Annotated in this window: 16 protein-coding genes and 4 tRNA genes; 6 read left to right on the forward strand and 14 right to left on the reverse strand. The window is 59.1% G+C overall.

Annotated elements, in window-relative coordinates; all coding sequences use genetic code 11:
* The first annotated feature begins 29 nt into the window (after window positions 1-29).
* A complete protein-coding gene (locus tag HBO09_RS06105) occupies window positions 30-1769 on the forward strand; it encodes a dipeptidase (protein WP_169994275.1) in 1740 nt (579 codons plus the stop codon).
* A gap of 103 nt (window positions 1770-1872) precedes the next feature.
* Here HBO09_RS06105 and HBO09_RS06110 read toward each other — a convergent pair.
* The 4 genes from HBO09_RS06110 to HBO09_RS06125 form a co-directional block, all read right to left on the reverse strand.
* Window positions 1873-1948, reverse strand: a tRNA-Gly gene (locus tag HBO09_RS06110).
* A gap of 3 nt (window positions 1949-1951) precedes the next feature.
* Window positions 1952-2027, reverse strand: a tRNA-Glu gene (locus HBO09_RS06115).
* A 105-nt stretch (window positions 2028-2132) separates the two neighbouring features.
* Window positions 2133-2208 (reverse strand) — tRNA-Gly (locus HBO09_RS06120).
* 2 nt (window positions 2209-2210) lie between these two features.
* Window positions 2211-2286: transfer RNA gene (locus tag HBO09_RS06125), tRNA-Glu, on the reverse strand.
* Between the two features lie 358 nt (window positions 2287-2644).
* Between HBO09_RS06125 and HBO09_RS06130 the strand changes: the two genes are divergently transcribed.
* Both HBO09_RS06130 and HBO09_RS06135 read left to right on the forward strand, forming a co-directional pair.
* Window positions 2645-3415, forward strand: a complete 771-nt coding sequence (locus HBO09_RS06130) for a hypothetical protein (protein WP_092234781.1) — start codon at window positions 2645-2647, stop codon at window positions 3413-3415.
* Between the two features lie 123 nt (window positions 3416-3538).
* Entirely contained in the window at window positions 3539-4351 is an 813-nt protein-coding gene (locus HBO09_RS06135) for an alpha/beta fold hydrolase (RefSeq protein WP_169994278.1), read from the forward strand.
* 12 nt (window positions 4352-4363) lie between these two features.
* Here the strand turns inward: HBO09_RS06135 and HBO09_RS06140 are convergent, their stop codons facing one another.
* The 3 genes from HBO09_RS06140 to HBO09_RS06150 all read right to left on the reverse strand — a co-directional run bounded on the left by HBO09_RS06140 (window position 4364) and on the right by HBO09_RS06150 (window position 8809).
* A complete protein-coding gene (locus tag HBO09_RS06140; protein WP_169994280.1) occupies window positions 4364-6304 on the reverse strand; it encodes a methyl-accepting chemotaxis protein in 1941 nt (646 codons plus the stop codon).
* A 113-nt stretch (window positions 6305-6417) separates the two neighbouring features.
* Window positions 6418-7842 carry a PLP-dependent aminotransferase family protein gene (locus tag HBO09_RS06145; protein WP_169994282.1) on the reverse strand — a complete coding sequence of 475 codons (1425 nt, stop codon included), beginning with the start codon at window positions 7840-7842 and terminating at the stop codon, window positions 6418-6420.
* Between the two features lie 205 nt (window positions 7843-8047).
* A complete protein-coding gene (locus tag HBO09_RS06150; protein WP_169994284.1) occupies window positions 8048-8809 on the reverse strand; it encodes an SDR family oxidoreductase in 762 nt (253 codons plus the stop codon).
* Between the two features lie 226 nt (window positions 8810-9035).
* On the opposite strand from HBO09_RS06150, the gene HBO09_RS06155 reads away from it, so the two are divergent.
* Window positions 9036-10043 carry an NADP-dependent oxidoreductase gene (locus tag HBO09_RS06155; protein WP_169994286.1) on the forward strand — a complete coding sequence of 336 codons (1008 nt, stop codon included), beginning with the start codon at window positions 9036-9038 and terminating at the stop codon, window positions 10041-10043.
* Between the two features lie 164 nt (window positions 10044-10207).
* On the opposite strand, the gene pyrF is transcribed toward HBO09_RS06155, so the two are convergent.
* Window positions 10208-10906, reverse strand: coding sequence for an orotidine-5'-phosphate decarboxylase (gene pyrF / locus HBO09_RS06160; protein ID WP_169994288.1), 699 nt, complete (start codon window positions 10904-10906; stop codon window positions 10208-10210).
* A 266-nt stretch (window positions 10907-11172) separates the two neighbouring features.
* Between pyrF and HBO09_RS06165 the strand changes: the two genes are divergently transcribed.
* Together HBO09_RS06165 and HBO09_RS06170 are read left to right on the forward strand one after the other, a co-directional pair.
* Complete coding sequence (locus tag HBO09_RS06165) at window positions 11173-11922, forward strand: response regulator (protein ID WP_169994290.1); 750 nt, start codon at window positions 11173-11175, stop codon at window positions 11920-11922.
* Window positions 11922-12968, forward strand: coding sequence for an ATP-binding protein (locus HBO09_RS06170; RefSeq protein WP_169994292.1), 1047 nt, complete (start codon window positions 11922-11924; stop codon window positions 12966-12968). Before HBO09_RS06165 ends, HBO09_RS06170 begins: the two co-directional genes overlap by 1 nt.
* On the opposite strand, the gene HBO09_RS06175 is transcribed toward HBO09_RS06170, so the two are convergent.
* The 6 genes from HBO09_RS06175 to HBO09_RS06200 all read right to left on the reverse strand — a co-directional run bounded on the left by HBO09_RS06175 (window position 12963) and on the right by HBO09_RS06200 (window position 19004).
* Window positions 12963-13679, reverse strand: coding sequence for an AAA family ATPase (locus HBO09_RS06175; protein WP_169994294.1), 717 nt, complete (start codon window positions 13677-13679; stop codon window positions 12963-12965). The genes HBO09_RS06170 and HBO09_RS06175 overlap by 6 nt on opposite strands.
* On the reverse strand, window positions 13679-14344 hold the full coding sequence (locus tag HBO09_RS06180; protein WP_346266417.1) for an ABC transporter permease: 666 nt from the start codon (window positions 14342-14344) through the stop codon (window positions 13679-13681). Before HBO09_RS06180 ends, HBO09_RS06175 begins: the two co-directional genes overlap by 1 nt.
* A 944-nt stretch (window positions 14345-15288) precedes the next feature.
* Window positions 15289-16350, reverse strand: a complete 1062-nt coding sequence (locus HBO09_RS06185) for an AI-2E family transporter (protein ID WP_169994296.1) — start codon at window positions 16348-16350, stop codon at window positions 15289-15291.
* 72 nt (window positions 16351-16422) lie between these two features.
* A complete protein-coding gene (locus tag HBO09_RS06190) occupies window positions 16423-17241 on the reverse strand; it encodes a DUF4892 domain-containing protein (protein ID WP_169994298.1) in 819 nt (272 codons plus the stop codon).
* Between the two features lie 102 nt (window positions 17242-17343).
* Window positions 17344-18198 carry an alpha/beta fold hydrolase gene (locus HBO09_RS06195; RefSeq protein WP_169994300.1) on the reverse strand — a complete coding sequence of 285 codons (855 nt, stop codon included), beginning with the start codon at window positions 18196-18198 and terminating at the stop codon, window positions 17344-17346.
* On the reverse strand, window positions 18195-19004 hold the full coding sequence (locus tag HBO09_RS06200; protein ID WP_169994302.1) for an alpha/beta hydrolase: 810 nt from the start codon (window positions 19002-19004) through the stop codon (window positions 18195-18197). Before HBO09_RS06200 ends, HBO09_RS06195 begins: the two co-directional genes overlap by 4 nt.
* Between the last annotated feature and the right edge of the window lie 49 nt (window positions 19005-19053).

Consider the following 19053-nt stretch of genomic DNA (forward strand, 5'->3'; position numbering starts at 1 on the left):
CTCACCACCTGCAAAGGAATGCCCCAGCAATGGACTTTTCCCTCAAGCACCTGGCCGCCGCCACCCTGATGGTCGCCAGCCTGTCTTCAATTAGCGTGTCTGCCGTCGCCAGCATCAACCCGCAACAGAGTGCGACTATTCTCAAAACTCTGAATGACGCCTCGATCAAGGACTTCCGTACATTCCTCGGCAACCTAGGCAAAAGCGACGTGGCGAAATCCGCCAATCTTGGCCCGGCCATCACTGCCTTTCTCGACAACAAGACGCTGACCGCCGAGCAACAGAACGATATCCATCGCCTGCTAGGCATCTATGCCCGGGTGAAATACGGTGCAGCCGCTACCGAAACCCTGCGTGAACTGGTGGCCATCCCGACCTTCCAGGTTGAGGGTGTTGCCCAGCACGACAACCCCGAATTCAAAAAGATTGCTGAAAAAATCAAGGCCCTGGCGCAGTCCTTCAACCTGAACTTTCGCAATATCGATGATCGCGTCTACGAAATTTCCCTGGAAGGTGCCGGCGATGAAGTGGTCGGCATTCACGCCCACGCCGACGTGGTACCGGTGACCCCGGAAAACTGGGTCCTGGCCGACGGCACGCGCCTCGACCCGTTCAAGGTCACACTGATTGGCGATCGCATGTATGGCCGCGGCACCGAAGATGACAAGAACGGTATCGTGGTAACGCTGTATGCGATGAAGGTGATCAAGGAAGAAAACCTGCCACTGGCACGCAATTTCAAGTTACTGGTGGACACCACCGAAGAAACCACCGGCGACGCCATCCCCTACTACTTTGAACACAACCCAACGCCGAACTACAACCTGGCACTGGATGGCGGCTACCCGGTCGTCATCGCCGAAAAAGGTTACGGCACAGTCATGGCGACCTTTGCCAAGCGCAAGGCCGATGGCAAAGGCGCCGAAATCATCGCCATGACCGGCGGCCTGGCGACCAACCAGATTCCTTCGGCATCAGTGGCCACATTGCGCAGCGATAAACCCGCCGAGTTGGCCGCCAACCTTCAGCAGGCCGGCGTTGCGTTCGCCAAGGCCCATGGTGGCGATTTCAAAGTGGATGCCAAGGTCGTCGGCAAAGACGTCAAGCTGACCGTTACCGGGGTGTCGGCCCACTCTTCCGAGCCCGAATCCGGTATCAACCCGGTGGCGCGGATGCTGGTCTTTATCAACAGCCTGGACGGCAAGGTTGCACTCAAGCACAACGAGATCACCGACGCCGCTCGCTACGCCGCCGACAACTGGGGCCTGGATTACTTGGGTGGCAAATTGGGCGTGGGCTTTTCCGACGCGTTTATGGGGCCGTTGACCACCTCCCTGACATTTGTGGGCATGGATGACAAGGCCTTCAAGCTGGCGGTCAACCTGCGGGTGCCAAAAGGCAAATCCCCAGAAACGCTCAAGCAAGAGATCGCCGACAAGCTCAGCGCCTGGAGCCAAAAGACCCATATTGCGCCGGCTTTCGATTACTCGGTCGCCGCGCCGATGTATCGCAACCCCGAGGGCGAATGGGTCAAGGCGCTGCTGGCCGTATCCACGGAAAACCTGGGCATGAAGCCAGAGTTCGGTACCTCGGCCGGCGCAACGTCGGTGCATGACCTGCCCAACGGCGTGCAATTCGGCTTGGCCCGACCGGAGGTCAAGTACACCGGGCACACCGACAACGAGTTCAAGACCACCGAGCAGTTCCTGCTGGACCTGCAGATCGTCACCGAAATGATGGGGCGTATCGGGCAGCTGCCGAAACTCTGAGCCAACGCTTGGCCCCGCTGTTGCAGCGGGGCCATTGGGTGCGGGCTTAAATTCCGGACAAACAAAAACGCCGATCATCTCTGATCGGCGTTTTTGTTGAATATGGAGCGGGAAACGAGACTCGAACTCGCGACCCCGACCTTGGCAAGGTCGTGCTCTACCAACTGAGCTATTCCCGCAAATGGCGTCCCCTAGGGGACTCGAACCCCTGTTACCGCCGTGAAAGGGCGGTGTCCTAGGCCACTAGACGAAGGGGACACGCTAACTGAAACACATGGTGTGTATTCCAGTGCCCAGAGGCCTTGTCCGAAGACTTGGTCCTGGTTTCACTCAGTGCCGCCCGAAAGCCACACTGTTTAAAAATGGAGCGGGAAACGAGACTCGAACTCGCGACCCCGACCTTGGCAAGGTCGTGCTCTACCAACTGAGCTATTCCCGCAATGGCGTCCCCTAGGGGACTCGAACCCCTGTTACCGCCGTGAAAGGGCGGTGTCCTAGGCCACTAGACGAAGGGGACACACGTACAACATTCACTCCCTACCGCGTTTCGCTGTGTGCTTTACGCTGTAAGTGGCGCGCATTCTATGGATGGATTGAAAGGTCGTCAACCCCCAAGGATAAATTTATTTAAATCAATGACTTCGCCCTGCTTTACAGGCACTGCCGGGGTTTCTCGCCGTCCAGGCTTTGACGCCTATATTCTGGCGCCCGACAAGACGTTATAGTCCTGCCCCGCGAATGATGGCAATGTGCATCTATACAGTCGATGCCTACATATAGAGATGAAAGCACTGACTCATCTCGTCGAAGAGTCCTATCCGCCGCATGCGCCAATCACTACACTTCAACGTACATCCTATAAAGAGGTCACACCGGTGACACCACTCATGATCACCCTGCTGGTAATAGCCGGGATCGTAATACTGATCGCCATTGGCTACATGAACCACGTGGTGGAAAACAACAAACTGGAAAAGGCCCGGGCCCAGATAGAGCTCAACGATCGGCTGCGCCGCTGTGGCGAGATCACCGAGACGTTTCCCGGCCAACTGATGACGCCGCAGCTCAAGCTGCTACTCACCCGCCTGGAACTGAACGTCAACCAACGCATGCTCCACCTCAACAAATCCAGCGCCACCATCAAGGCACGTATTGCCGAACTTGAAGCGCTGGTGGGCCAGGGCGAATCGATCCCGGTGAACAATCCCCCGGGACCGATCCAGACCGAAGCCAAGGCCAAGGATGTGCGCTTTTTGCTCGAAGCTCTGCACGGCCAGGTCACCCGCGCCGCCCAGGACGGTTTTTTGCCCACCAATGAGGCCAAGCACTGGATCCGCGAGATCCGTCACCTGCTGGTGCTGCTACACATCGAGTTCTTCAACAATCTGGGCCAACACGCGTTGCAACAGGCGCAACCCGGCCAGGCACGCCTGGCGTTCGAGCGCGGCGTACAGTACCTGCGCAAGCAGCCCGAGCCGGCCACCTACAGCCAGCACCTGCAACTGCTGGAAAAACAATTGGCACGCGCCAACTCCATGGTGCTGACCAACAGCCAGCAAACCGCAGAAGAGGTCAATGAACTGACCGCAGGCTTGAAAGCCGATGACGCGGATGCCGAATGGAAAAAGAAAGTCATCTACGATTGACCCCTCCTGTACTCAGTCGCCGAGTGCATTTCTTGCGCTCGGTGACATCATCCTGCCTCTACCTCCCTCTGCTATAACTCGAGTACAAAAGTGCACTCATGCATTTAGCCAAGGAGGCCCGCCATGCCTATCGCCATTATTGATGATCAGCCCTTGCACTACGTGGACCAGGGTTCTGGCCCTGCTGTCCTGCTCGGCCATAGCTACATGTGGGACCAGCAGATGTGGGCCCCGCAGATTGCCGCGCTGTCGCAAAAGTACCGCGTGATCGTGCCAGAGCTGTGGGGCCACGGAGAGTCTGGCCCGCTGCCAGCACAGACCCACAGCCTAGGCGACCTGGCGCGCCAAGCCCTGGCCTTGCTGGACCACCTGGGCGTTGCCAAGGTCAACCTCGTGGGTTTGTCCGTCGGAGGCATGTGGGGTGTCCCGCTGGCGCTGCTGCCGCCTGAGCGGGTTAATAGCCTGGTGCTGATGGACACCTACCTGGGCGCAGAGCCTGAGGCTACCAAAAAAGCATACTTTGCGCTGCTCAGCGAAATCGAGCAGGCAGGGGAAATTTCTGACAAAGTTTTGGATACCATCGTGCCGATCTTCTTCCGCCCCGGTATCGACCCCGACTCTGCGCTGTATAAGGACTTCCGCCAGTCCCTGCGCGTCCTCCCCCCCGACCGTCTGCGAAACAGCATCGTGCCCCTGGGGCGCCTGATCTTCGATCGTAAAGATGCGCTCGAAGGTTTGTCCCGCCTGAACCCCAATAGGACACTGGTGATGTGTGGCGACGAGGACCAGCCACGCCCACCCGCAGAAGCACAGGAAATGGCTGATCTGATCGGCTGCAAGCTGATATTGATCCCGGAAGCTGGGCATATCTCCAGCCGGGAAAATCCTGATTTCGTCAACAAGGTGCTGCTCAAGTTCTTGGAAGAACACGCCTGAGGCGACGGGTGCTCACAGGCGAAAATGCCCCACCATGCCCTTGAGCTCCGCCCCCAGTTGTGCCAACTCGATACTCGAGGCGGCGTTACCCTGCATGCTCAGCGCCGATTGATCGGCACTGGCGCGGATGCTGGTGACGCTGCGGTTGATCTCTTCGGCCACCGAGCTCTGCTGTTCGGCCGCGGCCGCGATCTGCTGGTTCATCTGTTGGATCAGCGAGACCGCCGCAGCAATGCTGCCCAAGGCGCTTTCGGTTTCCAAGGCATCGCTGACAGCCAGCTTCACCAGTTCACCGCTGTGCTGGATATCCCGCACTGAAGACTGCGCGGCACTGCGTAAGGTGCTGACCAGGCGTTCGATTTCCTCTGTCGATTGCTGGGTGCGCCTGGCCAGGGCGCGCACTTCATCGGCAACCACCGCAAAGCCGCGTCCTTGCTCGCCAGCGCGTGCCGCCTCGATGGCGGCGTTGAGCGCCAGCAGATTGGTCTGCTCGGCGACGCTTTTGATCACCTCCAACACGCTGCCAATGTTGTGGATTTCCGCGTTCAGGCTCTCGATGCTGGTGCTGGCGGATGTCGCCGAACTGGCCAGCAACTCGATACGCTGCAGGCTCTGGCGCACCACCTGCTGACCGCTGTCGACCTTGTCGTCGGCGGTCTGCGCTGCTTGCGCGGCCTGCTCGGCATTGCGTGCCACATCGTGCACCGTGGCGGCCATCTGGTTCATGGCAGTGGCGACCTGCTCGGTTTCTTCTTTCTGGCTGCTGACTTCGATATTGGTCTGCTCGGTCACGCTGGACAGCGACTGGGCCGAGCTGGCCAATTGCTCAATCCCCGCCTGCAGCCCGCTAACCATGCTGCTCAGGCCGCTGCCCATCTGTTGCATCGCCTGCATCAACTGGCCCATTTCGTCCTGTCGGCTCACGTCCATGCGCCCGCTGAGATCCCCGGCGGCGATCTGCCGGGCCACGGCGATCACACTGCGCAACGGCATTACGATCAAGCGGGTAATCAGCCACGCGGCAATCACCCCGACCAACAAGGCCAGGCCCGAGGAAACAATGATCAGCCAGCTACTCTTGGCCAACTGCGCCTGCATCGACTGGTCCTGCTCGGCATAGGCCTGGTTGACCTGGGACACCACCTGCGCCGCCCGCTCGTGCAATTGCTGGTAGACGATCTTCTCCTGGGCAAGCAGGCCGGTGTATTCGGTGAGCTTTTCGCTGAAGGCGCCGATATGCCCGACCACTTCGTTGAGCACGGTCTGATAGCCGGGATCCTTGACCAGGGTCTTGAGTTGCTCAGCCTGGGCCAGGGCCTGATCGGCCTGTTCGATACGGCCTTGCCCAGCATTGTCCTCATCACCTTTGCGGCTCAGACCCAGGCGCACCCGCGCCTCGTTCATGGCCTGCAACATCAGGCGTGAGACCTGCCCCACCTGCCCGGCCTGCTCGATAAACTCAGCGCCCTCCTTGCCCTGGCTTTCCTTGAGGCCATAAGCCCCGTCGTCAGCCAGGCCGGCCTGCAAGACATCAAGGTTGTTGGCGACACTGGACACCGACCAACTGGCCATTTCCAGCGCCAGGTCCTTGGCCTGGGTCAGCTCGACAAACTCGTCAAACGCCTTGCGATAGGCGCCCAGGGCTTGCTCGACCTCGGTCATGTCGAGTGCCAGGGCTTCGGCTACCAGGCTATCAACCCGCTCATGCAGGGCCTCGACCGACTGGGTATCGGTGCGCAACGCATACTCCTGCTCGATCAGGCGCACGTTCAGCAGCCCCTGATTGAGCGAGGACATACCCTTGAGCCCCACAAAACGCTGGCCAACACTTTGCAGCGACCACACGCCAATCGCCGCCACCAGGGCAGTCAACAGCAATACCAAGGCAAACCCCAGCCCCAGTTTCCTGGCCAGCCCAAGGTTGGCAAATCGTCGTTGCACGGCCGAAATCATGGCGCAAAATCCTCTTGGCGTGGCGAATGCCAACATGCCGGGTTCCATGCAACGAGATTCGCAACCCCAGGCCCCGCAACACAAGACGTTGGCGTCACAATAATGGCAAAAAGCTACACATCCGTCGTTTTCAGGACGGTAGAGGTCGATCCCGCAGGCCCCATGGCCTTGAACAACGCCAACGCCCGATGATCGCTGGCATAGGCCACATTAATCCGCAGCCAGTCCGCGTGCTCGCCGGCGGGGCTGAACAACTCCCCGCAAGACAATAAGACCCCAAGCCGCCTGGCCCTTGCGTGCAACCTTGCCCCGTCCCCCACCCGCGGGCGAGCCCAAACAAACATACCGCCTGCGGGCACCGCAAAGACCTCCCACTCTTCGTCCTCCAGTACCTGCAGGGTCTTGGCCATCTCCGCGCTCAACCGCCTGCGCAGGCGTTGCACCCATTTGCGGTAGGTGCCATTGGCCAACAGGCTCGCCACCATCGCCTCAGCGAAGCGGGAGGTGCCGATACCGGTCAGGGTCTTGAGCATGAGCAAACGGGTGATAAGCGCGGTACTGGCGGTGAGATAGCCTACCCGTAGCGCGCTGCTCAGGGTCTTGGAAAAACTCGAGACATAAATCACCCGATCATCATGGGGTAACGCCGCCAGGCGGATACACGAGGCGTGTTGCAGGTCGCCATAGACATCCTCCTCGACAATCAGGAAATCCCGGGTATGGGCCAGATGCAGCAGACGCTCGGCCACCGCCAGCGAAAGGCTGGTGCCGGTCGGGTTGTGGTAAAGGCTATGGATGAACAGGCACTTTGGACGGTGGCTCACCAGCAGCGCTTCCAGGGCCTGGACGTCCGGGCCACTGCGGGTCCTGGGGACCTCCAGCATCGTGACGCCGTGGAAGGCCAACTGCCGATAGAGGTTGCCGTAGCCAGGACTTTCAACCACCACCGTATCGCCAGCCTTGAGCAAGGTGCGTATCAACAGGTCCTGAGCATGGCTGGCGCCATGGGTAGTGAGGATCCGCTCGGCGGTGGTGGTCACCTGGATCTGCGTCAGGCGCTTGTGCAATTGTTCACGCAACGCTGGCAACCCAAGGGGGGTGCTGTAATTGAATACGCCAGCGGTGTCGGTACGGCTGATTTCGCGGATTGCGTAGCTGATGTCATCACTTTCACGCCAGGTATCGGGAAGCCAACCACACCCCAGCTTCAACTCCCCCAGTTGGTTATCGGTAAAAGCCCCCCAACGGAGTTCCGCCCCTTCATACCACTGGCATTCTCCCAGGGGAGTGCTGGCAACAGGTTGCGCGGCGATAACAAAACCCGAGCCGGCCCTTGAGGCCAACACCCCTTCAGCCACCATTCGCTCCAGGGCCTCGATCACACTGGATTGACTGAGCAGGTTGTCTTGGGCCAGTTGCCGAATGGAAGGCAGGCGCGTCCCGGGGCTGACCCCGCTCTCCCGAATCCATGTGGCAATGGCGCTGACAATTTGCTGAACCACCGGTACCAGGGCTTGCCGATTGATCCCTAAATCCATGAGCCACCCCCTTCAACTGTTTGGCATTTAACTCAAAACAGTTAAGCACAGAAGGCTCGGGGCGCCCCGCTCATAAATTTATTAAATTATTGATTTTATTGAGTTATTTACCTAGTGAAACACAATGGACGAGGGCATCTTGCCATCTACGGAAATGCCCCACAGACCTTCAAATCAATTTCTTCGCCGTGCACGGTGGCCGTTCCTAAATAGCCGTAGCACCACCATCCACGGCCAATGCATGCCCAGTGGTGAACGCAGCACCATCGCTGCACAGATACAGCACTGCGCTGGCGATTTCCGCGACCGTGCCAATGCGCCCGACCGGATGCATGGCGGCGGCAAACTCGGCCTTGCGCGGATCGGCTTCATAGGCGCGGCGGAACATATCGGTGTCGATCACCGCCGGGCACACTGCGTTGACGCGGATTTTCTTTTTCGCGTACTCGATGGCTGCTGACTTGGTCAAGCCAATCACCGCATGCTTGGATGCCGCATAAATACTCATCTTCGGCGCAGCGCCCAACCCCGCAACCGACGCGGTATTGACGATTGCCCCACCGCCCTGGGCCAACAGCAACGGCAACTGATACTTCATGCACAACCACACGCCCTTGACGTTGACGGCCATGATGGCGTCGAACTCATCCAGGGTGCCGTCGGCCAGCTTGCCCTGTTCAATCTCGATGCCGGCATTGTTGAACGCATAGTCTAGGCGGCCATAGCTGTGCAACACCTGCTGCATCAGTTGTTGTACATCCGCCTCCAGGGTCACGTTACAGCGCACGAACACCGCTTCGCCGCCTGCCTCGCGGATCAATGCGACCGTGCCCTCGCCGCCCGCCACATCGAGGTCGGCGACCACAACCTTCAAACCTTGCGCGGCGAATGCCAGTGCCGTGGCGCGGCCAATGCCGTTGGCGGCACCGGTGACCAGGGCGACCTGGCCGGAAAACGTCATGCTCATTGCTTATATCCTTGGATGATTGCCCGTGGGCCCAGCATAGCCAGGGCCCGGCACCGCGCGTCAGCATTATCAGAAGGCCGGTTGAGCGCCCATGCGTCGCAGTGATAAGCCTAGTGTGCCCACTATCAAGCCAGCCTATCGACGGGCATTCGCAGCGATCAGCCGAACTTGCTCCTCGCGCCTGGAAGGTCTATCACTTGAGGTTCATTTACCCAGAGTCCTTGCCATGACTGCCCAGACCAACCGCCAATTCCTGCTTGCCAAACGCCCGGTCGGCGCGGCCACGCGGGACACCTTTACCTATCAGGAAGTGCCGGTGGGCAACCTCGCCGACGGCCAGGTGCTGGTGCGCAACGAATACCTGTCCCTCGACCCGGCCATGCGCGGCTGGATGAATGAAGGCAAGTCCTACATCCCACCGGTAGCTATAGGCGAAGTCATGCGCGCATTGGGCGTGGGCCAGGTCATTGCCTCGAACAATCCGAAATTCGTCGTAGGCGATTACGTCAACGGTGCCCTGGGCGTGCAGGATTACTTCCTCGGCGAACCCCGTGGTTTCTACAAGGTCGACCCGAAACTGGCGCCCCTGCCGCGCTATCTGTCTGCGCTGGGCATGACCGGCATGACCGCCTACTTCGCGCTGCTCGATACCGGCGCGCCCAAGGCCGGCGAAACCGTGGTGATTTCCGGCGCCGCCGGTGCGGTAGGCAGCATTGCCGGGCAGATTGCCAAGATCAAGGGTTGCCGTGTGGTGGGGATTGCGGGCGGCGCCGACAAGTGCAAGTTTTTAGTGGATGAACTGGGGTTCGACGCGGCCATCGACTACAAAAGTGAAGACGTGCCCGCGGCCCTCAAACGCGAATGCCCGAAAGGTGTGGACGTTTATTTCGACAACGTTGGCGGCGAGATCCTCGACGCCGTACTCAGCCGCCTCGCGTTGAAGGCACGGGTGGTGATCTGTGGGGCTATCAGCCAGTACAACAACAAGGAAGCCGTGAAGGGTCCGGCCAACTACCTGTCACTGCTGGTCAATCGGGCGCGCATGGAAGGGTTTGTGGTGATGGATCACGCGGCGAACTTTGCCGCCGCCGGGCAGGAAATGGCCGGCTGGATGGCCCAAGGCAAGCTCAAGAGCAAGGAAGATATTGTCGAAGGCCTGGAGACGTTCCCGGAGACGCTGATGAAGCTGTTCAACGGCGAGAACTTCGGCAAGTTGGTACTGAAGGTCAACTGACACACCACAGAGCCATGGTGGGATTGGGGCCTGAAGGCTAACTGCCACACCACAAACCAATGTGGGAGCTGGCTTGCCTGCGATGCGGACACCTCGGTTTTTCAGTAACCACGAGGTGATGCTATCGCTGGCAAGCCAGCTCCCACATTTTTAGCCCAAGGGCATCAGGCGATTTCGGCGACCACCGCCGCCAAGGCCTTGGCCGGATCAGCCGCCTGGCTGATCGGGCGACCAATCACCAAATAATCAGAACCCGCATCCAGCGCCTGGCGCGGCGTGAGGATACGACGCTGGTCGTCCTGGGCACTGCCCGCCGGACGAATCCCCGGCGTCACCAATTGCAACGTCGGATGGGCAGCCTTCAACGCCTGGGCTTCCAGCGCCGAACAGACCAGGCCATCAAGGCCGGCCTTCTGCGCCAGGGCCGCCAGACGCAGCACTTGCTCCTGGGGCTCGATATCCAGGCCGATGCCGGCCAGGTCCTCACGCTCCATGCTGGTCAGCACGGTCACACCGATCAGCAACGGCTTGGGACCGCTGCGTTGCTCCAGCACCTCACGGCACGCAGCCATCATGCGCAGGCCGCCGGAACAGTGGACGTTGACCATCCACACGCCCATCTCGGCGGCGGCCTTGACCGCCATCGCGGTTGTGTTGGGGATATCGTGGAATTTCAGGTCGAGGAACACCTCGAAGCCCTTGTCACGCAGGGTGCCGACGATTTCTGCGGCGCAGCTGGTGAACAGTTCCTTGCCGACCTTGACCCGGCAGAGCTTGGGGTCCAACTGGTCAGCCAGCTTCAGTGCGGCGTCACGGGTGGGGTAATCCAGGGCGACGATGATAGGAGTCTGGCAGACGGACATTGGAATGGGCTCTCAGGCAAGTCGAAATCGGCGCGGATTGTAGCGCAAGCAGCGGCTTTGCGGGATCCGATGATCGGTAAATCCTCGGCTAGCGCCTATTTTTCTGGGATAACCGGCTAATATTTCAAAGCCGATACATTCACGACACGCCTGCAACATGCCCCGGCAGTAGCCTCGCCCGCACGCCCCGACACGGCGCCTATGCTCACGCAATTACCCCGCCGCGGCCCTTGGGCCGGGCGGCCAACCAGGCAGATGATCGCACCATGCATACCCCTTCCGCCCTGCCCCATGAACTCGCCACCGAGGACAAGCGCTGGAACACCCGCGCGCTGATCGTCGACGACGATGTACCAATCCGCGAACTGCTGATCGATTACCTGGCCCGCTTCAATATTCTCGCCAGCGGTGTGACCGACGGCGCCGCCATGCGCCTGGCCATGCAGGCCGAGACCTTTGATGTGGTGGTGCTCGACCTGATGCTGCCCGGCGAAGATGGCTTGTCGATTTGCCGTTGGCTGCGGGCCGAGTCAGATATCCCGATCCTGATGCTGACCGCGCGCTGCGAGCCCACTGATCGCATCATCGGTCTGGAATTGGGCGCTGACGATTACATGTCCAAACCTTTCGAGCCTCGGGAGTTGGTGGCACGGATCCAGACCATCCTGCGCAGAGTGCGCGATGACCGCACCGAGCAACGCACCAACATCCGCTTCGACAATTGGCGCCTCAACAGCGTGCTGCGCCAACTGGTGGCGGATGATGGCCTGGTGGTGCCGCTGTCCAACGCCGAATTCCGTTTGCTGTGGGTGTTCATCGAACGCCCGCGCCGGGTGCTCAGCCGCGAACAATTGCTGGATGCGGCCCGTGGGCGCTCGATCGAAGCCTTTGATCGCAGCATCGACCTGCTGGTCTCGCGCCTGCGCCAGAAACTGGGAGACGACCCCAAGGCCCCGCAACTGATCAAGACCGTGCGTGGCGAAGGCTACCTGTTCGACGCGCGGGACATCGGCTGATGCGCAGCGCCTTCAACACCTTGTTTGGCCGCCTGTTCGGAGTGCTGCTGGTAGCCATTGTGCTGGCCCATGTGCTCGCGTTCTTTTGGTTTCACCACTACGGCCCACCGCCGCCACCGCCCGTCGACGTCATGATCGAGCAGGCGGACGGCTCCTTGCAGGCTGCGCCCCAGGCACATCGACGACCCTGGTTCGGTGGCCCGGTAGTGCCGCTGACCTTCCAATTTATCTCGCTGATCATCGCCGCGTGGTTTGGCGCCAAACTGCTCAGCCGCCCGATCCAGCGCTTGAGCGCGGCGGCCGAGCGTTTGAGTGTGGACCTGGACAGCCCGCCCCTGGACGAATCCGGCCCGCGTGAAGCCCGCCAGGCCGCTTCGACCTTCAACCTGATGCAGCGACGCATCCGCGAACAAGTCAGCCAGCGCGCCCGCATGCTTGGCGCGGTTTCCCACGACCTGCGCACCCCTCTGTCACGGCTCAAGCTGCGCCTGGAGCAGATCGACGATCTGCGCCTGCAAGGCCAGATGCGCCAGGATCTGGACGACATGATCGGCATGCTGGACGCCACCTTGAGCTACCTGCACGAGCAACGCACCAGCGAAAGCCGGCAGTGGCTGGACGTGCAGGCACTCGTGCAATCCCTGAGCGAAAACGCCCAGGACCAGGGTGCTGACGTGCAGTGCCAGGGCCAAAGCACGCCGTTGCAAGTGCAGCCCATGGCCTTGCGTTCGTGCCTGAACAACTTGATCGACAACGCCCTGCGCTATGCCGGTACGGCCCGCATCGAACTGCAGGACAGCCCCCAGGCGTTGGTGATCCGGGTAATCGACCATGGGCCGGGGATTGCTGCCGAGCAGCGTGAGGCGGTGTTCGAACCGTTTTTCCGCCTGGAAGGCTCGCGCAATCGCAATTCCGGGGGCGTGGGGTTGGGGATGACCATTGCCAAGGAGGCGGTTGAGCGGTTGGGGGGCCGGCTACATCTGGAGGAAACACCGGGTGGCGGACTGACGGCGGTGCTAGGGCTACCCAGAAGCCAGGCTCTATAAGGGACTCCGTATGTTTACCGCCTTGATAAAGGCTTCATCTAACGTAGTTGCATCGTAGTGGCTCATAAAGCTCACAGCATTAGTAAAATGGTTAAACCGTTGCTGAGCAAGCATGTAAAAATCGTCACAATTACTGGCTACCTCCTCAACGTTGTGCGATGAGATCAAAATTGCCGCACCTTCGTTTGCAGCACCCCGTAGACACTTCCATATGTGATATCGAAACTCCGGATCAACACCCGCTGTAGGCTCATCAAGAATCACAAAGTCCGCCGCAACAGACAGCAAAGACAAAGTAAAAAACCAGCGCTTTTCGCCATAACTGCAAAGAGATGACTTTTTGTCCCAGATACTCAAGTAACGGTCAACTAAAGTCGGACTCCACAATTCCAGTTTCTCGAGAGATTTTTCTTTAGTGATTTTTTTCTCGGAGCAAAACAGGGTAATCATTTTAAAAATATCAGACATGCGAAATACAGCAGGCGTCGAAATCACCTGCGACAAATAAACTCGACTCGAAAACTCATCCGTAATCGCGCCACTATCGACACTCCTTAAACTGCAAACAATATCAAAAAAAGTAGTCTTACCAGAACCATTTGGCCCTAGAAGTCCTGAAATTGAGCCGGACTCGACTTTCATTGATGCATCTTTAAATACGGTATGACTCGCATATTTAAAGTCAATGGCTTGCGCAGAAAACCTTCTCATCAGTAGCGACTCCAAACGGGTGTCACAAGCAAACGTCTAACGGAAATCAAAAAGACCGCCACATACAATATAACTATAACAGCGACTAAAAATCTCAGTTGACCAACCCCCTCCATCATTATTCTATTCGCCCACCACAGCGGATTGAAAAAACTGACAACCGTCATTAACGGCAGAGACGAGTTCATCCCCGCCACACCGACTACCAGCATGGCAAATGACACGACGGAAAATAATGTATTCGTATTCTGGAAACTGATCGGAATCAACGTCAATAGCAGAGCGAGTGTAGAAAACAGGACAAAACACACATAAAATCTGACGAGCACAATACAAAACTCTACAAGACTCACTGGACCAAAAACAATATGGGTAATCGCGTAAAAAACAGCACAATATACCAAAGACATAAATGAATAAGCTATAAACTGCCCCAACATAAAAATAAATTTGGTACGAAAGGTATAAATAAATGACCTAACAAAGCCGCTCTCCCTACGCCCCACAATGTAAAACGCGAACCCAAACAATGCGACACTGGAAGCCACATAAGCATAAAACCAAGACGTGCTGGACAAATAGTCGCTTGATGCTGAATATGTGAGACCTCTCGAATAGCTCAGCAAATAAAAAACCACTCCGGGAGACACGACAATCCAGAACAACGCAAGGGGCTCCTTGACTTGTTCCTTTATTAAAAGCACTGCCAACGATAAGGACTTTGATATTAAGTTAGCGCACATAATTCACCTCAAAACAATGTCACCACGATCCACAATCTATCCTGCGCCATAATATTAAAAACAGCCTCACCCAAATTTTCACCCCCCCAAACCAATAAAAGGCCGATTTCTATCACCCGATATATAGCAATAAAATAAAGCTAGCCATTTCTGAGAAAAATTCAAATATCGAAAAGGCGGAACGTAGGAATTTACTGATTTAAATATAAGTAATTGCCCACGCAAAAATCAGCCCCCTCCAAACTGCATAACACCCAATCATCGAAAGCTAAAAAATACTTTTAATAATTAATAATTTACCTAACCCCTCCGCCATACAGATACCCCACCACAAACCTTAATGCTTTGTAGGAAGTAATAAAATACTCCGTAAAATCCACAGAAAAACCGACAAACGGTATCACTAAGCGTCGTTTCAACAACGGTACTAGGTGCTAGAAAATAATCATCACATGAAGTTTTGCAGCATAGAAGAGCATGCTTAACAGCAGAAATTTGTAGGAAATGGCAGGTTTCGGGGGGAGGCGCGAGGCGAGGATAATTTCATTTGCGGGCTAGCTTTCAAAGCGAGCCATTGATCAGTTCCCGATAATATTGCTCCAGATACGCAAAGCCCTCTGTCGTGAAACGCTTGAGCGGCGGCTTGACAGCAAAAATGTGGCTACCCAGAACCTTTGGCTAGAGGGCTAGCCCCCCGCGGGGCTGCGCAGAAGCCCCAACACCAACCACCTCGGTGTACCTGGCACAACGTGATGAGGCTATTGGGGCGGCTTCGCCACCCAGCGCGGGGCAAGCCCGCTCGCCACAGAAAACCAGCGGTCCACAGCACGTTCCAGGCTGCTGCAACGCCCCCATGTGGATAGGTGCTAGCCCACCTTGTCTTCCCGGCGAACCTGCGCCTGACTCGCGCTCCAATCGGTTAACAGGCTATACGCCACCGCCAACAATGTCGGCCCGATAAACAAGCCGATAAAGCCAAACGCAATCAACCCACCAAATACCCCCAACAACACGATCACCAGCGGCAGGTTGCCGCCGCGGCTGATCAGGTAGGGCTTGAGCACGTTGTCCACGCCGCTGATGATGAACGTGCCCCAGACGCCGAGGAACACCGCGTAGGTGTAATCGCCCTTCCACACCAGCCAGGCCGTGGCCGGGATCCACACGAGCGGCGGCCCCATGGGGATCAGGCTCAGCAGGAAGGTGACGATACCCAGTACCAGCGCCCCGGGCACTCCGGCGATCAGGAAGCCAATCAGTGCCAGCAGTGCCTGGGCGGCGGCGGTGCCGATCACGCCGTTGACCACCCGCTGTACAGTACCGGCCACCAGGTCGATGTAGTAACCGGCACGCTCACCAATCAAGCGCTCCAACAGACGGTGAACGAACATCGCCAGGCGCGGCCCGTCGCGGTAGAAAAAGAACACAAACACCAGGCTCAGGGTCAGTTCCAGGATGCCGCCGCCGATCTGCGCGCTGCGGGCCAGCAGCCAGTTGCCGACCTGCCCCAGGTACGGCTTGATGGTGACCATCAAGGCCGCGCCCTGCTGGTCGATGCTGTCCCACATGGCGACCAGCCGCTCCCCCACAAACGGGATGGAGCCAAGCCAGTTGGGTGCCTCGGGCAGGCCGTCGACCTGGATATCCTTGATCAGCGCCACGGCGTCGCGCACATGGTCGGCCAGGTTGAAGCCCAGCCACACCAGCGGCACCGCCACCAGCAACATCCAGCCCAGGGTCAGGATCCCCGCCGCCAGGGACTCGCGCCCCCCCAGGGCACGGGTCAACAGGCGCATCAGCGGCCAACTGGCAAACGCCAGCACCGCGCCCCAGAACAGCGCCGACCAGAACGGTGCCATCACCCAGAAGCTGGCACCAAACAGCACCAGGAGCAGGATCTGCACCAGCAGGCGATCATTGTTGAGCATGTGGTTTCTCGAAAAGAAGTCTGTTGAGGGAGAGCTTAGGCGAACGGCGCGGGTCCGTTCGCCCTGGAACGATCAGCGGATCACTTGCAGATGCAGGCCCTTGGCCTCACCCGTACCGGTTTCCAATCGCGCCGCACGCACGCCCTTGTCGATCAGGCCCTGGCGCCAGGCTTCGGCATTAGGCCCGCTCACACTGACCCGCAAGGTGGTATCGAGGTTCAATCCACGGGAAATCAGGGTCAACCACGTTGCATCAGGCTCTGATTCCAGCAACGGAAAATCCAGGTCGCCGGTACTTTTCAATTCGCGCAGCAGGGTGGCCGAGGTGGGTAGCAATTGGCCCAGTGGCGCGCTGGCGTCCATTTGTTCCACATGTAGGTAAGCGCGACGATTGCCACGAGTGATGCCGTAAAGCGCCACCAGGGAATTGTCCTGGGGGGCTGCCAGGCGCAGTAACAGGAACTCCTGCTGGCCATCGGCGCCGACCAGTTTGGCGTTGCCCAGCACTTCGTTGGCCCAGAGGCTGCTTTCGCCGCAATCGCGAGCCTGGCACCAGAACAGCAACTGCGCGCCTTGCTCTTGCAACGCCTCGCGCGTGGATTTGAAGGCCGCGCTGGAGCTGTGCTCGGCGGGCAGTTCATAGGTGATGGCTGTCACCTGGCCCCGCGCCGTGGCCTGGCCCTCGTAGCGCAACTGGCCGCTGATCTTGCGGATCGCGCCCATGGGGTAGATACGTTCTTTTTCTTCGGCGGGACGGTAGTCGACAATCTGCGCATCCACCTGTCGGGCCACGCTAGGCAGATCCTGGCTTCCCGGCAGGTCAGCAGCGAAAACCAACGGGCTGATGCAGCACAGCCCAAGCACACGGATAATTCCCTTGGCACTACTCATCGGATCGGTGCGCCTTGGCCGGTGGATGCCTTCGCGATATTCGGATTGTTCATGGTTGACTCCCTTTCAATCCGCCCAGCCTCGACAGTTGCCCCCGCCAAGTCAAGGCGCGGTGAAGAACCGATTGAAACAGTCTGCAACAAGAGCCGCCCCCGACTCGTCGTTCAGGTGCAAATGATGGCCGCCTGCGAGGGTGGTTACAGTGAAAGGAAGCTGCGAAAGCAGCTCGGGATGTTTGGCCAGCATGCCCTCTTGCGCCACCACCAACTGTGTAGGACACGCCACTCGACGCACGAAGGCCATGGCCTGCTCTTCCGTCAGGCGCATCGGCGACGCCAGGGTCAAGCGACTGTCGCTGCGCCAGGTGTAGCCGCCCGGCACCGGCATCAAGCCGCGCTGGGCCAGGAGTTCCGCGGCTTCACGGCTGACGGCCACCACGCCTTTCATCCGCGCCTCCACCGCACGGTCGAGTGTGCTGTACACCGGTTTTCGCTTGTCTTGCAGGCTGATTTGCGCCTGCAACGCCATGCCCATGCGCTCGGCGGCATTCTCGCCGGTGGCGGTCGGCGGGATCACGCCGTCGATCAACCCCAAGTGCGTCACACGCTCTGGCAACGCCCCGGCCAACACCGTGGAGACAATCGCACCGAGGGAGTGACCAAGTAATGCAAAACGTTTCCAGCCCAGTTGCTCGGCCACTTGCAGCACATCAAACACGTAATCCCACACGGCATACCCTGCCCCGGCCGGGCGGTGGGCCGAGTGGCCGTGACCGGCCATGTCCAGGGCAACAATACGCAAACCCTGCAGCCTGGGCGCCAGGCGCGCGAAGCTGTTGGCGTTATCCAGCCAGCCATGCAGGGCGATCACCGGCAGGCCATCTTCCGGGCCGAAAAGATGGGCCGCCAGCTCGATATGCGGCAGGCTCAGACGTACTTCTTCGACGGGTGCGGTCATGCGCAATTGCGCTCACGCTCGCGGGCTTCCCAGCGGGTGAACAGGTTCTTGATCAAGGTCGCGGTGTCCTGCGGGCGCTCAAGGGGAAACATGTGGCCGCCAGGCATGGTCAGCATCTCACCCATGGGCAGGCGCGCGACGCCACTGGCGTGATGGCGCATCACCACCCGGCTCTGCCGGCCGCGCACCACGGCCAGTGGCACTTTCAGTTGGCGGGTCTGGCCAGGGCTGGTATGCGGCACGCCCCGGTAGATGCTGATTTCCGTTGCCGGATCGAACCGCAGGCGCAGGCGATCGCCGACCTGGTGCAGGCCGTGTTGCAGGTAGGCCTCCAGGCATTCCGGGTCAAAGCCGCGGAACAGTGTCTTGCCGGAAAAATACTGGCGGGCAGCATCCAGATCGCTGAACTCTTCGCGCCGGCCCAGGGTGCGACCGGCGGGGGTCAGGCGGTCGATCAGGCCAAAGCGCTTGGCTGCACGGATCACCCAGCGGTCAGCCAGGGTCAGCACCGGCGAATCGAGCATCACCACCCCGCGATACAACTGCGGGCAGCGCAGGGCCGCGTGCAAATGCAACACGCCGCCCAGTGAATGGCCGACACCCCACACCGGCTCCGGTTGCTGCTCCAGGTGATGGATCAGTTCGTCCACCAGGTTCTGCCAGTTGTCATCCACCGGGAACCGCGGATCGTGGCCGTGCTGCGACAGGTGCGCCACCGTGTACTCCGGCGCCAGGGCATCGAACAATTTGCCGTAGGTCGCCGAAGGGAAGCCATTGGCGTGAGTGAAAAACACATGTTGCGACATAGCCAGTCCATCTTCAAAAACAGAAATCGATTGTCCCCACGCCTGGCCG

The organism is Pseudomonas sp. WS 5027 (genome assembly GCF_012985695.1).
Taxonomy (GTDB): Bacteria; Pseudomonadota; Gammaproteobacteria; order Pseudomonadales; family Pseudomonadaceae; genus Aquipseudomonas; species Aquipseudomonas hygromyciniae.

Bases quoted from the DNA above. Each gene is read 5' to 3' on its own strand.
- HBO09_RS06145 (WP_169994282.1), bottom strand. From the start codon at position 7,842: ATGGATTTAGGGATCAATCGGCAAGCCCTGGTACCGGTGGTTCAGCAA.
- HBO09_RS06135 (WP_169994278.1), top strand. From the start codon at position 3,539: ATGCCTATCGCCATTATTGATGATCAGCCCTTGCACTACGTGGACCAG.
- HBO09_RS06190 (WP_169994298.1), bottom strand. From the start codon at position 17,241: ATGAGTAGTGCCAAGGGAATTATCCGTGTGCTTGGGCTGTGCTGCATC.
- HBO09_RS06200 (WP_169994302.1), bottom strand. From the start codon at position 19,004: ATGTCGCAACATGTGTTTTTCACTCACGCCAATGGCTTCCCTTCGGCG.
- HBO09_RS06165 (WP_169994290.1), top strand. From the start codon at position 11,173: ATGCATACCCCTTCCGCCCTGCCCCATGAACTCGCCACCGAGGACAAG.
- HBO09_RS06175 (WP_169994294.1), bottom strand. From the start codon at position 13,679: ATGAGAAGGTTTTCTGCGCAAGCCATTGACTTTAAATATGCGAGTCAT.
- HBO09_RS06185 (WP_169994296.1), bottom strand. From the start codon at position 16,350: ATGCTCAACAATGATCGCCTGCTGGTGCAGATCCTGCTCCTGGTGCTG.
- HBO09_RS06140 (WP_169994280.1), bottom strand. From the start codon at position 6,304: ATGATTTCGGCCGTGCAACGACGATTTGCCAACCTTGGGCTGGCCAGG.
- HBO09_RS06170 (WP_169994292.1), top strand. From the start codon at position 11,922: ATGCGCAGCGCCTTCAACACCTTGTTTGGCCGCCTGTTCGGAGTGCTG.
- HBO09_RS06150 (WP_169994284.1), bottom strand. From the start codon at position 8,809: ATGAGCATGACGTTTTCCGGCCAGGTCGCCCTGGTCACCGGTGCCGCC.
- HBO09_RS06195 (WP_169994300.1), bottom strand. From the start codon at position 18,198: ATGACCGCACCCGTCGAAGAAGTACGTCTGAGCCTGCCGCATATCGAG.
- HBO09_RS06155 (WP_169994286.1), top strand. From the start codon at position 9,036: ATGACTGCCCAGACCAACCGCCAATTCCTGCTTGCCAAACGCCCGGTC.
- pyrF (WP_169994288.1), bottom strand. From the start codon at position 10,906: ATGTCCGTCTGCCAGACTCCTATCATCGTCGCCCTGGATTACCCCACC.
- HBO09_RS06105 (WP_169994275.1), top strand. From the start codon at position 30: ATGGACTTTTCCCTCAAGCACCTGGCCGCCGCCACCCTGATGGTCGCC.